Here is a 14,419-nt window from a genome sequence, read left to right on the forward strand (position 1 = left end):
GTCTTAGACGTCGTCGCCGTAACCGAGGCTGCGCAATGCACGCTCATCATCGGCCCAGCCTGATTTCACCTTCACCCACAGTTCAAGGTGAACCGGGGCTTCAAACATGTCCTGCATGTCTCTGCGCGCTTCAATGCCGATGGTTTTGATCTTGGCACCTTTGTTGCCGATCACCATCTTCTTCTGCCCTTCGCGCTCAACGAGGATCAGGCCGTTGATGTCATAGCCGCCGCGTTCGTTGGTCTGAAAACGTTCAATCTCAACCGTTACGGAGTACGGCAGTTCCGCGCCAAGGAAACGCATCAGTTTTTCACGGATGATCTCAGAGGCCATAAAGCGCTGAGAACGATCGGTGATGTAATCTTCCGGGAAGTGATGAATCGCTTCCGGCAGATGTTTGCGCACGATGCCTGCGATGGTATCGACGTTCAGACCGGTCTCGGCAGACAGCGGGACGATATCAAGGAAGTTCATCTGGCTTCCCAGCCACTGCAGGTGCGGCAGCAGATCGGCTTTTTCCTGCACGTTGTCCACTTTGTTGACCGCAAGGATCACCGGCGTTTTACCGTCGCGCAGTTTGTTCAGCACCATTTCGTCGTCAGGCGTCCAGCGGGTGCCTTCCACCACGAAAATCACCAGCTCTACGTCGCCAATCGAGCTGCTCGCCGCCTTGTTCATCAGGCGGTTGATGGCGCGCTTCTCTTCCATGTGCAGGCCCGGGGTATCAACGTAGATCGCCTGATAGGCGCCTTCCGTGTGGATACCGACGATGCGGTGACGCGTGGTCTGCGCCTTACGGGAAGTAATGGAAATTTTCTGCCCAAGCAGATTATTCAACAGGGTAGATTTGCCAACGTTCGGACGTCCGACGATGGCAATAAACCCGCAATACGTTTTTTCTTCGCTCATTCCAGCTCCAGCATTTTTAACGCCTGTTCGGCGGCAGCCTGTTCAGCCTTACGACGGCTAGAACCTGTGCCGACCACCGGTTCACTCAGGCCACTGACCTGGCAATGGATGGTAAATTCCTGATCGTGCGCTTCGCCCCGCACCTGTACCACCAGATAGGATGGCAGCGGGAGGTGGCGACCCTGCAAATATTCCTGCAGACGCGTTTTCGGATCTTTTTGTTTATCGCCCGGACTGATTTCGTCCAGACGGGTTTGATACCAGTTAAGGATCAGCTTTTCTACGGTCTGAATATCGCTGTCCAGGAACACACCACCAATTAATGCTTCGACCGTGTCGGCAAGAATAGATTCACGACGGAAGCCGCCGCTTTTCAGTTCACCCGGCCCAAGTCGCAGACATTCGCCCAGTTCAAATTCACGAGCGATTTCCGCCAGGGTATTACCCCGAACCAGCGTCGCGCGCATGCGGCTCATATCACCTTCGTCCACACGTGGGAAACGATGATAAAGCGCATTCGCGATCACGAAACTTAAAATAGAGTCACCCAGGAACTCGAGGCGCTCATTATGCTTGCTGCTGGCACTGCGGTGGGTTAATGCCTGTTGCAACAACTCCTGATGATGAAAAGTGTAGCCCAGCTTCCGTTGAAGCCGATTAATTACGATGGGGTTCATGCGATACCAGTAAATGAATGCGTCAAAAATGCAGCACACGAAACCGACCTGAGAAGACCAACGCGGTTTCGTGTGCCGTGGCACCCTTGCAGGGCCAACCTTAAACTTCGGGGGAATATTCTATACACAACGACAGGGGATGTCGTTAGTCCAAAGAGATTTATCGCTGAAATAATTCACGTAGCCGCTAATTAACGCGGCTACGCGTTCATTTAATGAGAATTAATGGATCCCGCCGATACGATTCAGGCGAACGCCGGTCGGCCATTCGCCTTCCTGCTTCTCAAAACTCATCCAGATAGCGGTCGCTTTACCTACCAGATTCGCTTCCGGCACAAAGCCCCAGTAACGGCTGTCCGCGGAATTATCGCGGTTATCACCCATCATGAAGTAGTGTCCCGGTGGTACGATCCAGCTGGCCAGCTGTTGGCCCGGCTGCCGGTAGTACATCCCCACTTGATCCTGCGCGATTGGCACGGTGAGGATACGGTGGGTCACATCACCCAGCGTCTCTTTACGTTCAACCAGGCGAATACCGTCCTCTTTGGTCTCGCCTTTGGGCACCTGGAAGAAACCGCTGGTCGCTTCACCGCCGTTACGGCGAGCAAAGGTCTGCACAAAATCACTTGGCTCAACGTTTGAGTAAGTAATTGGCAGCGCGTTTTCACACGCGGTACCGGAGCTGCAGCCAGGCTGAACGGTAACTTCTTTCGCCACCGGATCGTAGGTGACTTTATCACCCGGCAGACCCACTGCACGCTTGATGTAATCCAGACGCGGATCTTCCGGGTATTTAAACACCACGATGTCGCCACGTTTTGGATGACCGGTTTCGATCAGCGTTTTCTGGTAGATCGGATCTTTAATCCCGTAGGCAAACTTCTCAACCAGAATAAAATCGCCAATCAGCAGCGTTGGCATCATTGAACCAGACGGGATCTGGAACGGCTCGTAAATAAACGAGCGGACAACCAGCACAATCGCCAGCACCGGAAATACCGATGCCCCGGTTTCCAGCCAGCCCGGTTTCGGGCCGACTTTCTTCAAGGTTTTCGCGTCCAGCCCATCGCCAGTGGCTGCCTGTGCGGCAGCCTGACGTTCATGGCGTTTTGGGGCGAAAATAAACTTATCCAGACACCACAACAAACCTGTCACCAGGGTAGCAATGACCAGAATCAGGGCAAACATGTTCGCCATGCCAACTCCTTAGGGTTATTTGCCGTCTTTACCAACATGAAGGATGGCAAGGAATGCTTCCTGCGGCAGTTCGACGTTACCGACCTGCTTCATACGCTTCTTACCTTCTTTCTGTTTCTGCAGCAGCTTTTTCTTACGGCTGACGTCACCGCCGTAGCATTTAGCCAGAACGTTTTTACGCAGCTGTTTCACAGTAGAACGGGCAATAATGTGGTTACCGATGGCGGCCTGAATCGCGATATCAAACTGCTGACGCGGGATCAGCTCTTTCATCTTCTCAACCAGCTCACGGCCACGGTATGGCGCATTGTCGTTGTGAGTGATGAGTGCCAGCGCATCCACACGCTCGCCGTTGATCAGCACGTCCACACGCACCATGTTAGACGCCTGGAAGCGTTTGAAGTTGTAATCCAGTGACGCATAGCCACGAGAGGTAGACTTCAGACGATCGAAGAAGTCGAGGACCACTTCCGCCATAGGGATTTCGTACGTCAGCGCAACCTGATTACCGTGGTAAACCATGTTGGTCTGTACGCCACGTTTCTCAATACACAGCGTAATAACGTTACCCAGGAACTCCTGCGGCAGCAGCATATGACACTCTGCAATGGGCTCGCGCAGTTCTTCGATATTGTTCAGCGGCGGCAGCTTGGACGGGCTATCGACGTAGACGATCTCTTTGTTGGTGGTCTGCACTTCGTACACAACGGTCGGTGCCGTGGTGATCAGATCCAGATCGTATTCACGCTCCAGACGCTCCTGGATGATCTCCATGTGCAGCAGACCAAGGAAGCCGCAGCGGAAGCCGAAGCCCAGCGCCGTGGAACTTTCTGGTTCATAGAACAGGGAAGCATCGTTGAGGCTCAGCTTACCGAGCGCATCACGGAAGTTTTCATAGTCGTCAGAGCTGACCGGGAACAGACCCGCGTAAACCTGCGGTTTAACCTTTTTAAAGCCTGGCAGCGCTTTGTCTGCCGGGTTACGTGCACCGGTCAGGGTATCACCCACTGGCGCGCCGAGGATGTCTTTAATGGCGCAGACCAGCCAGCCTACTTCGCCACATTTCAGCTCGGTACGGTCAACCTGTTTTGGCGTGAAGATACCCAGACGGTCAGCGTTGTAAACCTGGCCAGTACTCATTACCTTGATTTTGTCGCCTTTACGCATGGTGCCGTTTTTAATACGCACCAGTGAGACAACGCCCAGGTAGTTATCAAACCAGGAGTCGATGATCAGCGCCTGCAGCGGGGCATCCGGGTCACCTTCTGGTGCCGGGATATCACGCACCAGGCGTTCCAGCACGTCGGTCACGCCCACGCCCGTTTTAGCGGAGCAGCGCACCGCATCGGTCGCGTCGATGCCGACAATATCTTCAATCTCTTCCGCTACGCGCTCAGGATCGGCAGCTGGCAGGTCAATTTTGTTCAGAACCGGCACAACCTCGAGATCCATTTCCATCGCGGTGTAGCAGTTTGCCAGAGTCTGGGCTTCAACGCCCTGCCCGGCATCCACAACCAGCAGCGCGCCTTCACAGGCCGCCAGCGAGCGTGAAACTTCATAGGAGAAGTCAACGTGGCCTGGGGTGTCGATAAAGTTCAGCTGATAGATTTCGCCATCAGCCGCTTTGTAATCAAGCGTAACGCTCTGCGCTTTGATGGTGATACCGCGTTCGCGTTCCAGGTCCATGGAGTCCAGAACCTGGGCTTCCATTTCACGATCAGACAGGCCACCGCAAATCTGGATAATACGGTCAGACAGCGTCGACTTACCGTGGTCAATGTGAGCAATGATCGAAAAGTTACGTATGTTCTTCATATAGTTAAATAATTATGCCTTACGAATTCCTGGAGGCCGCTGTTCTTAGCCTGACGTTTTTCAGTGCGAAAACGCCGCATTCTACACTACATCCCCGTTACCTGGAAATGTACTTAGCGCCAGGTATAGCGTGAAGAAATGACGTTTTCTGTTTTAGGACGTAAAAAAGGACAAAGCCCGATGGATCACCGGGCCTCAGAAGAGAGCGTCTCAACACGAAGCTGGTCGGGTGCCAGCCCAACGCTGAGAATAACAGGCTGCCACTCTTCGCGTGCGGCAAGCTTCGGGGAGAGAGCTTTGGCCAGCCAGAATCCCCCTACGCCGCCCAATACCGCACCACACATGGCGGCCACATCGGTATCAAACAGCATCTGGAATACGCCGCCCATAACAAACAGCCCCACCAGCGGAGAGAGATAAACCAGCATGGCGGACGTGAGCAGGCTACCTTCTGCAATTCCCAGCTCCACCTTTTGCCCCACCATCAGCGGCCGATCGCTTGGCACGGAAATGGTATGCGAGTTTTGCGGCCCGAGCTTGTTCAGCACGCGGCTACCGCAACCGGCTCTGGAAGCACAGCTATTGCATAAGGCCTTAACATCACAGCTCACCAGCGCAATGCCATTCTGCCACGATACGACCGTAGCCCACTCTTTAATCATTGTGCAGCCCTGAATTTAATGCTGTCGGAAATACGCTTCGCCGTTTGTGGCGGTAATTCACCCACAATGGTGATCTCTGCGTTATCGCGAACCGTGGTGCTGACCGTCCTGCGTCCGGTACGAAGCATTTGTTCAGAACTGTTTGCCGATGCGCGGTTTATGTTCACCGAGAAACTGAACAAACCATCGGAATAAAGACGCGATTCAACCGGTGTTTCAATGGTTGGCAATTGTCGACGGCTGCTGGAGACTTCGCTAAACCCTTGCGGGATCCAGGAAGGAACCCAGTTGAAGTTGACGGAATCACCCGCCGGTACCGAAAGCAGCGGCGGCAGGCTGGCTTTCGCCAGATTCTGCATGCTATTACCCACCTGATTGTTCACGCTAAAGGAGATAACGCGGAACTGCTCCAGCGTTTCACCATCACGGTCAAGCAGGTCTACACGCATTGGCAGCTTGGTTTCGGCGTCAATCCAGACGATATAGCTGTAGCGCGTTCCGTCACGGGCAACAACGCGGATCACCTCACACAGTCTGTCCGCAATGCGCGTACGCCCTACTGAAATGAAATCATAGTAAGGCGCAAGACGTTTGAAGTCGGTGTAGATAAGCGATGGCAGAGAATCGACGATATAATCGCCATTCAGCGTGAAAGGCTCCAGACCGGGTTCGAAATAACTGATTTCGTTACCACGCTGGACAACTTCCCGACGCGGGCCATCCATCTGTAAAAGCTGGGCGAGCGGCTGGTTATCAAGACGGGCATGGCGGTATCGTAACGACTCGACGCCCTGCTTATTGATACTGATAAATGCCAACTCGTAATTGAGTGACTGGCTGGCCAGATTCATTTGCTGCAACAACGCCCCGGATGAAACATCAGCCGAGGCGTTGGCAGAGAAGAACAGGCTACCCGCCATCAGAGACATGGCGAACCAAAGTTGCTTCATTACTGCGATTGCGTTCCTAAAGTTTGGTTTCCGGGCACCTGCACAGCCGCTTGCTGGGTTTGTGCCTGCTCAAACTGAAGCTGTTCAGAGTGCAGACGACGCTGCAACTCGTAATCCTGCAACATCGCATTAATGCGACGGCGTTGCTCCTGAACCTGCTGTTGCTGGCCGCCGCTGGCGGATGCATCAGCCGGAACACCCAAACTTACCGGGCTGGCTTTGCCCATCATCGGCAGTGTGTTGAACACTGGCGCTTCTGGCTGCTGATTAGTTTCAGACTGAGTATTATAGTGCTGGACGCCAACGATAACTGCAAGCGATACGCATGCAGCCACACCCATTTGGGTGAGCTGGCTGGCCCACGGACGCACCTTGTGCCAGAACGGCATTTTCTGCCACTGGTGAGGCGCAGGTTGAGCTTCAGGAATCAGCGGAGTGGTCTGACGGACAGGCTCATTTTCAATGGCCGCCATCACGCGAGCTGAGATATCGAAATGGAGAACCTCGCCGGTGTCACCGCGAAGGGTGTCACGGATGAGATGGTAACTCTCCCAGGTCTCTTGCATTTCGGGAGAATGAGACAGCTCGTTGAGCAGCTCACTATCCAGCGTTTCACCATCCATTAAAGCGGAAAGTTTTTCTTTCTGCATGCCTAATACCTTTTCCAGTATCCCGCTATCGTCAACGCCTGATAAGCGGTTGAACTTTATTATCAATTGCTTCTCGCGCACGGAAAATACGTGAACGTACCGTGCCGACCGGACAATCCATGATGGCGGCTATCTCTTCATAGCTCAGACCATCCAACTCCCGTAACGTAATTGCCATGCGTAAATCTTCCGGGAGCGACTCGATCGTGCGAAAAACGATTTGTCTCAGTTCTTCTGACAACATTAAGTTCTCAGGGTTCGAAATTTCTTTCAGCGCACCGCCACTTTCGAAGTTTTCGGCGTCGATTGCGTCCACATCACTTGAAGGCGGACGGCGGCCCTGAGCGACCAGATAATTCTTTGCCGTATTGACCGCAATACGGTACAGCCAGGTATAAAAAGCACTATCTCCCCGGAATGAATCCAGCGCGCGATAGGCCTTAATAAAAGACTCTTGTACTACATCAGGCACATCGCCTGACGGTACATAGCGGGAAACCAGGCTCGCCACCTTATGCTGGTAGCGCACCACCAGTAAGTTAAAGGCTTTCTGATCTCCCTTCTGGACCCGTTCAACCAGGACCTGGTCCGTTAACTGCTCGCTCATCCGAGGTAATGTCTCCCCAAACCTAAATTCCACGCGTTATCGAAACGCCACTCTTAAAAAACCGCACTTTGAGCAAGCACAGAATTAGAGTGTATGATCTTCAATAAGTTCCGTAACGCCTTTGTTTTTGTTCATCGCGCCGCAGACTGTTCATTTTCTCTCATTATAAGTCTGTTCACGATACGCACCACTTTATGACAAGAAACATCTCTTTTCCCGCCAGAAGAGTAACGCAACCCAGTCTTTATTTCACCACAAAATCTGACGCTAACGATCTGCTTCGCAAAATATTTTCTTTCTTTTACGTGGTTTTAATCCTCCGCTTCGAGTTTAGCGGTTACAACTCACATCAAAAAAAACGTGCGATATCTCGCATTCGGATGCTATTCTGACCAAACACTGTTTAGTAAATTAAACAAAAATCATGAACACAACACCTGAACTGCATTGTGATGTACTGATCATCGGTAGCGGCGCTGCCGGTCTCTCCCTGGCACTGCGTCTGGCCGAACATCAGAGCGTTATCGTTCTGAGCAAAGGGCCGATAAGTGAAGGTTCTACGTTTTATGCCCAGGGCGGTATTGCCGCCGTGTTTGATGAGACAGACAGCATTGCCTCGCATGTCGACGATACGCTGATTGCCGGGGCTGGGATCGTGGATGCACATGCCGCAGAGTTTGTGGCCAGTAATGCCCGTCATTGCGTGCAGTGGTTGATCGATCAGGGCGTATTATTTGATACACAGGTGCAGCCAAACGGTGTAGAGAGTTACCACCTGACCCGCGAAGGCGGGCATAGCCACCGCCGTATCCTGCATGCCGCAGACGCTACCGGTAAAGAAGTCGAAACCACGCTGGTCAGCAAAGCCCTCAGCCATCCTAACATTCGGGTCCTTGAGCGCAGCAATGCCGTTGACCTGATTATTTCCGACAAGATTGGCCTTCCGGGTACGCGTCGTGTCGTGGGCGCCTGGGTCTGGAATCGCAATAAAGAAAAGGTTGAGACCTGTCAGGCGAAGGCCGTGGTACTGGCGACTGGCGGTGCATCCAAAGTGTATCAGTATACCACCAACCCCGATATTGCCTCCGGAGACGGGATCGCCATGGCCTGGCGCGCCGGTTGTCGCGTGGCAAACCTTGAATTCAACCAGTTTCACCCGACCGCCCTGTTCCATCCTCAGGCGCGTAATTTCCTGCTGACGGAAGCCCTGCGCGGTGAAGGCGCATACCTGAAACGTCCTGACGGCTCCCGCTTTATGCCGGACTTTGACCCCAGGGGCGAGCTGGCACCGCGCGATATCGTTGCCCGCGCCATCGACCATGAAATGAAGCGTCTTGGCGTGGACTGCATGTATCTGGACATCAGCCATAAGCCGGCAGAGTTTATCCGCCAGCATTTCCCGATGATCTACGAAAAGCTGCTGGGTCTGGGGATTGATTTAACCCGCGATTCGGTGCCTATCGTGCCTGCCGCCCACTATACCTGCGGGGGCGTAATGGTTGACGATCACGGTCGCACCGACGTGGATGGCCTGTATGCTATCGGTGAAGTAAGTTATACCGGGCTTCATGGCGCGAACCGGATGGCGTCGAACTCACTGCTGGAGTGTCTGGTTTACGGCTGGTCTGCCGCGGAAGATATCACGAAGCGCATGCCTTACGCCCGTCAGACAGAAAATCTGCCTGCCTGGGATGAAAGCCGCGTGGAGAACCCGGATGAGCTGGTCGTTATTCAGCATAACTGGCACGAACTGCGGCTGTTTATGTGGGACTACGTCGGGATTGTGCGGACCACGAAACGTCTTGAACGCGCATTACGCCGTATCACGATGCTGCAGCAGGAAATCGATGAATATTATGCCAATTTCCGCGTATCCAATAATCTGCTGGAGCTGCGCAATCTGGTTCAGGTTGCCGAATTGATTGTTCGCTGCGCGATGATGCGCAAAGAGAGCCGCGGTTTGCACTATACCCTCGACTACCCCGATCAGCTGGCCGAGTCCGGGCCGTCGATCCTCTCCCCGCAGGTTCACATAAACAGATAAAACGCCTGGGTCAGAGCGGTGTAATCTTCGGAATAACGCTGGTCTGGCCCACGGATCACCATTCGGTCGTTAAAGCATTCACCTTCTTTGGGTGAGAGCGCCAGCAGCACACGGTGCGGCAATCGCCCTTCGGTATCTGCAATATCGGTGCGTAAACGTAATTTCCAGCCAATCTCTTGCGCTATGCCAATAAACGCATTGCCGGTGCTTTCTGGCAGAACCACGCAGAAAAACCCCTCTTCTGAAATAAGCTCTGCGGCACTGATCAGCAGCGCCTTATGGTCGAGGGAGCCGGTATAACGGGCCTGTTCACGCTCAGGCGTTCCGCACTCAACACCGGGCGCGTAGTAGGGAGGATTGCTGACAATCAGGTCGTAACGCGCGGTTTGCTCCGGCGTCCAGTCGAGCACATCTGCACATTCAACGTTAATCCGGGCGGCCCACCGAGATTCAGCCGCATTTTCACTCGCCTGCTCTGCCGCCTGCGCATCCAGCTCCACCGCATCTATGGTGACATGCGCTTCGGTACGTTGCGCCAGCATCAGCGCCAACAGCCCGCTGCCCGTCCCAATATCCAGAATACGCTTTACACCTGCGACAGGTGCCCAGGCACCCAGTAAAATACCGTCTGTACCGACTTTCATGGCACAGCGATCGTGAGCGACAAAAAATTGTTTAAACGTAAAACCATCGCGGCGCAACTGCGCTTTGAGTTGAGACATGTCAGGGCAACCTTCTAAGTGAAACTGGAGTAGCATAGGGGAAAGCGAAGTGGCCGCAAAGCGATATCCATACAAACAGATGAAGATTACAGCCGTAACGTCTATAATCAGCGCCCCACACAGAGGTAGAACATGACTGTAACGACTTTTTCCGAACTTGAACTCGATGAAAGCCTGCTCAATGCACTTGAGAGCAAAGGCTTTACACGCCCGACCGCCATTCAGGCAGCGGCCATTCCGCCTGCGCTTGAGGGCCGCGATGTGCTCGGTTCTGCGCCAACCGGCACGGGGAAGACAGCAGCTTACTTGCTGCCTGTGTTGCAGCATCTGCTCGATTTTCCACGTAAAAAATCAGGCCCGCCGCGTATTTTGATCCTGACGCCGACGCGCGAGCTGGCGATGCAGGTTGCCGATCACGCCCGCGAGCTGGCGGCCAATACCCATCTGGATATCGCCACGATCACTGGCGGCGTTGCGTATATGAACCACGCCGAAGTGTTCAGCGAAAACCAGGACATCGTCGTTGCGACGACCGGTCGCCTGCTGCAGTACATTAAAGAAGAGAACTTCGACTGCCGCGCGGTAGAAACACTGATTCTGGATGAAGCTGACCGCATGCTGGACATGGGCTTCGCGCAGGATATCGAACATATCGCGGGTGAGACACGCTGGCGTAACCAGACGATGCTGTTCTCTGCCACCCTTGAAGGGGACGCGATCAAAGACTTCGCAGAGCGCCTGCTTGAAGATCCGGTGGAAGTTTCCGCGACGCCGTCCACGCGCGAGCGCAAGAAGATCCACCAGTGGTATTACCGTGCAGATAACCTTGAACACAAGGTTGAATTACTTAAGCACCTGCTGAAGCAGGACGATGCCACCCGTACCATCGTCTTTGTGCGTAAGCGCGAGCGTGTGCATGAACTGGCTGAAATGCTGCGTAATGCCGGAATCAATAACTGCTATCTCGAAGGCGAGATGGCGCAGGTTAAGCGTACCGAAGGGATTAAACGTCTGACTGATGGTCGCGTAAACGTGCTGGTCGCAACAGACGTTGCTGCACGCGGGATCGACATACCGGACGTCAGTCACGTCATTAACTTCGATATGCCACGCAGCGGCGACACCTATCTGCACCGCATTGGCCGTACCGGCCGTGCCGGACGCAAAGGTATCGCGATCTCTCTGGTCGAAGCGCATGACTACCTGCTGCTGCAGAAAATTGGCCGCTACGTCGATGAGCCACTGAAAGCACGCGTTATTGATGAGCTTCGTCCGACCACACGTGCACCGAGTGAAAAAATGACGGGCAAACCGTCTAAAAAAGCGCTCGCAAAACGTGCTGAGAAAAAAGAGAAAGAAAAAGAGAAGCCGCGCGTGAAGCAGCGCCACCGCGATACCAAGAATATTGGTAAGCGCCGTAAACCAAGCTCTGCCGCACCAGAGACGAAAACTGAAGAGTAAAAAAAAGCCGGGGAAAACCCCGGCTTTTTTATTCCACCCCCGAGACTGAAACCTTACAGGCTTTCAGTAAAGGTACGCGCAATAACGTCGCGCTGCTGTTCCGGGGTCAGAGAGTTAAAACGTACTGCATAACCCGATACACGAATGGTCAGCTGTGGGTATTTTTCCGGGTGCTTAACCGCATCTTCCAGCGTTTCACGACGCAGCACGTTCACGTTCAGGTGCTGACCACCTTCAACGCGCACTTCCGGTTTTACTTCCATTGGGATTTCACGGTATTCGATTTCGCCCAGTTTGTTCACCGGAACGATTTCATCTTCAGCAAAACCCGCTTTCGCTACTACACAGCGCGCTTCATTTTTCTCGCTGTCCAGCAGCCAGAAAGAGTTGAGCAGGTCGTCATTTGCAGCTTTAGTAATCTGGATACCTGTAATCATGTGTTGCCTCCCTTAGGCTACATTAACTGGTGTCGGCCTCGCGCGGCCAATTGGTAAAACCATTGTTTCTTGTGTGTATATATATCACTCGCACCCCGGTCATTTATTGATTTAAATCAACAAAAACACCAACCACACAAAGAGTGTGGTTTGATTTTATTGTTCCAGATCAATTTCATTGCTTTGCCAGCTCAACTCCTTTCGCATCTACTCAAAATAAATTGAATGACTTACGGTGATTTTATGCCTGGGATTTTGCACCCCGGGTTTTAGCGGTTAAGCTAGGCGCAGAATGTGATTCGCAGGAGAGCGAGATGACGACACCGTTGACCTGGCACGATGTGCTGGCAGAAGAGAAACAGCAGCCCTATTTTATTAACACCCTCAGCACCGTTGCGGCAGAGCGGCAGTCTGGCCAGACGATTTATCCGCCACAAAAAGATGTTTTCAACGCGTTTCGCTATACCGAACTCAGCGATGTGAAAGTGGTTATCCTCGGTCAGGATCCTTACCACGGACCGGGACAGGCTCACGGGCTTGCTTTCTCTGTACGCCCTGGGGTTGCTATCCCCCCTTCGCTTCTGAACATGTACAAAGAACTCGAAAAGACCGTGCCCGGGTTTACCCGGCCCACGCATGGTTATCTGGAAAGCTGGGCGCGCCAGGGCGTGCTGTTACTGAATACGGTACTCACCGTACGTGCCGGTCAGGCACATTCTCACGCCAGCCTGGGCTGGGAAACCTTTACCGATAAAGTCATCAGCCTTATCAACGAGCATCGTGAAGGGGTGGTGTTTTTACTGTGGGGTTCCCACGCGCAGAAGAAAGGGGCGATTATCGACAGGCAGCGTCATCATGTCCTGAAGGCACCGCATCCGTCACCGCTGTCAGCGCATCGCGGTTTCTTTGGTTGTAATCATTTTGTTCTGGCGAACGAGTGGCTGGAAAAACGTGGCGAAACGCCAATTGACTGGATGCCAGTGTTACCGGCTGAGAGTGAGTAACGCAGCGGATGTGCCCGTTTTAGCGGGCACACCCGATGCACAGTCTTATGCTTTATTCTGACGCCACCATTCCGCCAGCAGTACGCCAGTCGCAACGGAAACGTTCAGACTTTCAACATTGCCTGTACCGTCGATAGAGACGCTCAGATCCGCGCTGGAAAGCGCAGCATCCGACAGGCCATCACGCTCCTGACCCAGCACCAGCACCATTTTACGCGGCAGTGTCGCTTTAAACAGCGGCGTAGCGGCATGGCTGGAGGTTGTGACGATGGCATATCCCGCATTACGGAACTGCTCAATAGCATCCAGAACGCTGTCGCCGGTGATCGGCTGAACATGCTCTGCCCCGCCCTCTGCGGTACGGATCGCGGCACCCGATTCCAGCAGCGCGGCATCCTGTAACAGCACGCCTTTCACGCCAAAGTGCGCGCAGCTACGCATCATTGCACCCAGATTATGCGGGTTGCCCACATCTTCAAGCGCCAGCACGCAGTCATCGGCTTCCGCCTGGCTAACCCACTGCTGTACGGTAGTCCCGTTACGTTTTTTGATCAGGAAGCACACGCCACCGTGGTGTTCAGTGCCTGATGCTTTCGTCAGCTCAGCGTCATCCACCACATGGTAGGCTTTACGGTTTGCCGCCATCCAGCGCAGCGCTTCTTTAAAGCGCGGGGTTACGCTCTGGATAAACCATGCGCGAACGATGCACTCAGGACGGCTCTGGAACAGCGCCTGGCAGGCGTTCTCGCCATAGACTCGGGTCTCTTCTGCACGCTGACGGCGCAGCACTTCCGGGTCAATAAAGCTTTTCCCGCTGATGCCGCCGTGATCGGCTTTTTCAGGCGCCTCATCACCAGGGGCGCGAGAAACGGTACGCCAGGGGGATGAACCCTCGCGCGAGAAATCATCGCGTTTGCGATCGTCACGCTTGCGGTCATCACGTTTGCGGTCATCATTGCGGTTATTTCTGTCATCGCGGGCGGGGCGACGGCCACCGTCTGCACGAGAAGACGCCGGACGCCCGCCACCTTTTCCGGTACGCGGATTTTGGGTGCGTTTATCAGAGTCATCATCACTGCGGACATACATCACTTTGACCTTGCCGCTTTTGTTTTTCATTTCGTCGTTCATGCTTTTCTCCACCAGCGCTGCGCGAAGCGCGCAGATTACCCGATGTGCAAGCTCATAGCCATAAATTCGTACAAAAGCCTGTGACTATTGTTCTCATTGAATAAAACGCATTGTCGTTTCAAACAGGCTGAATGATAATATGTAACATATTAG

14 protein-coding genes are annotated in these 14,419 nt (G+C 53.6%); 3 read left to right on the forward strand and 11 right to left on the reverse strand.

From position 1 onward, the window contains the following. Positions 1-3: 3 nt before the first annotated feature. The 8 genes from era to rpoE all read right to left on the reverse strand — a co-directional run bounded on the left by era (position 4) and on the right by rpoE (position 7,467). A complete protein-coding gene (era, locus tag HV340_RS16715; RefSeq protein ID WP_014171212.1) occupies positions 4-909 on the reverse strand; it encodes a GTPase Era in 906 nt (301 codons plus the stop codon). Beyond that, complete coding sequence (gene rnc, locus HV340_RS16720; protein WP_003860711.1) at positions 906-1,586, reverse strand: ribonuclease III; 681 nt, start codon at positions 1,584-1,586, stop codon at positions 906-908. Before rnc ends, era begins: the two co-directional genes overlap by 4 nt. A 222-nt stretch (positions 1,587-1,808) precedes the next feature. Next, on the reverse strand, positions 1,809-2,783 hold the full coding sequence (gene lepB / locus HV340_RS16725; RefSeq protein ID WP_014171215.1) for a signal peptidase I: 975 nt from the start codon (positions 2,781-2,783) through the stop codon (positions 1,809-1,811). 15 nt (positions 2,784-2,798) lie between these two features. Beyond that, entirely contained in the window at positions 2,799-4,598 is a 1,800-nt protein-coding gene (lepA, locus tag HV340_RS16730; RefSeq protein ID WP_014171216.1) for a translation elongation factor 4, read from the reverse strand. Between the two features lie 185 nt (positions 4,599-4,783). Next, positions 4,784-5,260: a SoxR-reducing system protein RseC gene (rseC, locus tag HV340_RS16735; RefSeq protein WP_181216101.1), complete on the reverse strand. Its 477-nt coding sequence runs from the start codon at positions 5,258-5,260 to the stop codon at positions 4,784-4,786. Then, positions 5,257-6,210, reverse strand: coding sequence for a sigma-E factor regulatory protein RseB (rseB, locus tag HV340_RS16740; protein WP_014171218.1), 954 nt, complete (start codon positions 6,208-6,210; stop codon positions 5,257-5,259). The genes rseC and rseB overlap by 4 nt, the downstream gene beginning before the upstream one ends. After that, the gene (gene rseA, locus HV340_RS16745; protein WP_025203448.1) at positions 6,210-6,860 is read right to left on the reverse strand and encodes an anti-sigma-E factor RseA; all 651 of its coding nucleotides are present in this window, start codon (positions 6,858-6,860) and stop codon (positions 6,210-6,212) included. Before rseA ends, rseB begins: the two co-directional genes overlap by 1 nt. Before the next feature lie 31 nt (positions 6,861-6,891). Next, positions 6,892-7,467 carry an RNA polymerase sigma factor RpoE gene (gene rpoE / locus HV340_RS16750; RefSeq protein ID WP_006176728.1) on the reverse strand — a complete coding sequence of 192 codons (576 nt, stop codon included), beginning with the start codon at positions 7,465-7,467 and terminating at the stop codon, positions 6,892-6,894. Positions 7,468-7,891: 424 nt separating this feature from the next. Between rpoE and nadB the strand changes: the two genes are divergently transcribed. Then, positions 7,892-9,511 carry an L-aspartate oxidase gene (nadB, locus tag HV340_RS16760; protein ID WP_059305942.1) on the forward strand — a complete coding sequence of 540 codons (1,620 nt, stop codon included), beginning with the start codon at positions 7,892-7,894 and terminating at the stop codon, positions 9,509-9,511. Here the strand turns inward: nadB and HV340_RS16765 are convergent. Then, on the reverse strand, positions 9,496-10,233 hold the full coding sequence (locus HV340_RS16765) for a tRNA1(Val) (adenine(37)-N6)-methyltransferase (RefSeq protein ID WP_040018164.1): 738 nt from the start codon (positions 10,231-10,233) through the stop codon (positions 9,496-9,498). The two genes, nadB and HV340_RS16765, sit on opposite strands and share 16 nt — an antisense overlap. 132 nt (positions 10,234-10,365) lie before the next feature. Here HV340_RS16765 and srmB point away from each other — a divergent pair, with 132 nt between their 5' ends. Next, positions 10,366-11,694 (forward strand): ATP-dependent RNA helicase SrmB, encoded by a 1,329-nt coding sequence (srmB, locus tag HV340_RS16770; protein WP_020882998.1) that lies wholly within the window; start codon positions 10,366-10,368, stop codon positions 11,692-11,694. A 53-nt stretch (positions 11,695-11,747) separates the two neighbouring features. Here the strand turns inward: srmB and grcA are convergent, their stop codons facing one another. Next, on the reverse strand, positions 11,748-12,131 hold the full coding sequence (grcA, locus tag HV340_RS16775; protein ID WP_013098327.1) for an autonomous glycyl radical cofactor GrcA: 384 nt from the start codon (positions 12,129-12,131) through the stop codon (positions 11,748-11,750). Positions 12,132-12,445: 314 nt separating this feature from the next. On the opposite strand from grcA, the gene ung reads away from it, so the two are divergent. Further along, on the forward strand, positions 12,446-13,135 hold the full coding sequence (gene ung / locus HV340_RS16780) for a uracil-DNA glycosylase (RefSeq protein ID WP_025203444.1): 690 nt from the start codon (positions 12,446-12,448) through the stop codon (positions 13,133-13,135). A 45-nt stretch (positions 13,136-13,180) separates the two neighbouring features. Here the strand turns inward: ung and HV340_RS16785 are convergent, their stop codons facing one another. After that, on the reverse strand, positions 13,181-14,266 hold the full coding sequence (locus HV340_RS16785; protein WP_063924700.1) for a tRNA/rRNA methyltransferase: 1,086 nt from the start codon (positions 14,264-14,266) through the stop codon (positions 13,181-13,183). Between the last annotated feature and the right edge of the window lie 153 nt (positions 14,267-14,419).

Source organism: Enterobacter sp. RHBSTW-00975 (genome assembly GCF_013615235.1).
Taxonomy (GTDB): Bacteria; Pseudomonadota; Gammaproteobacteria; order Enterobacterales; family Enterobacteriaceae; genus Enterobacter; species Enterobacter ludwigii.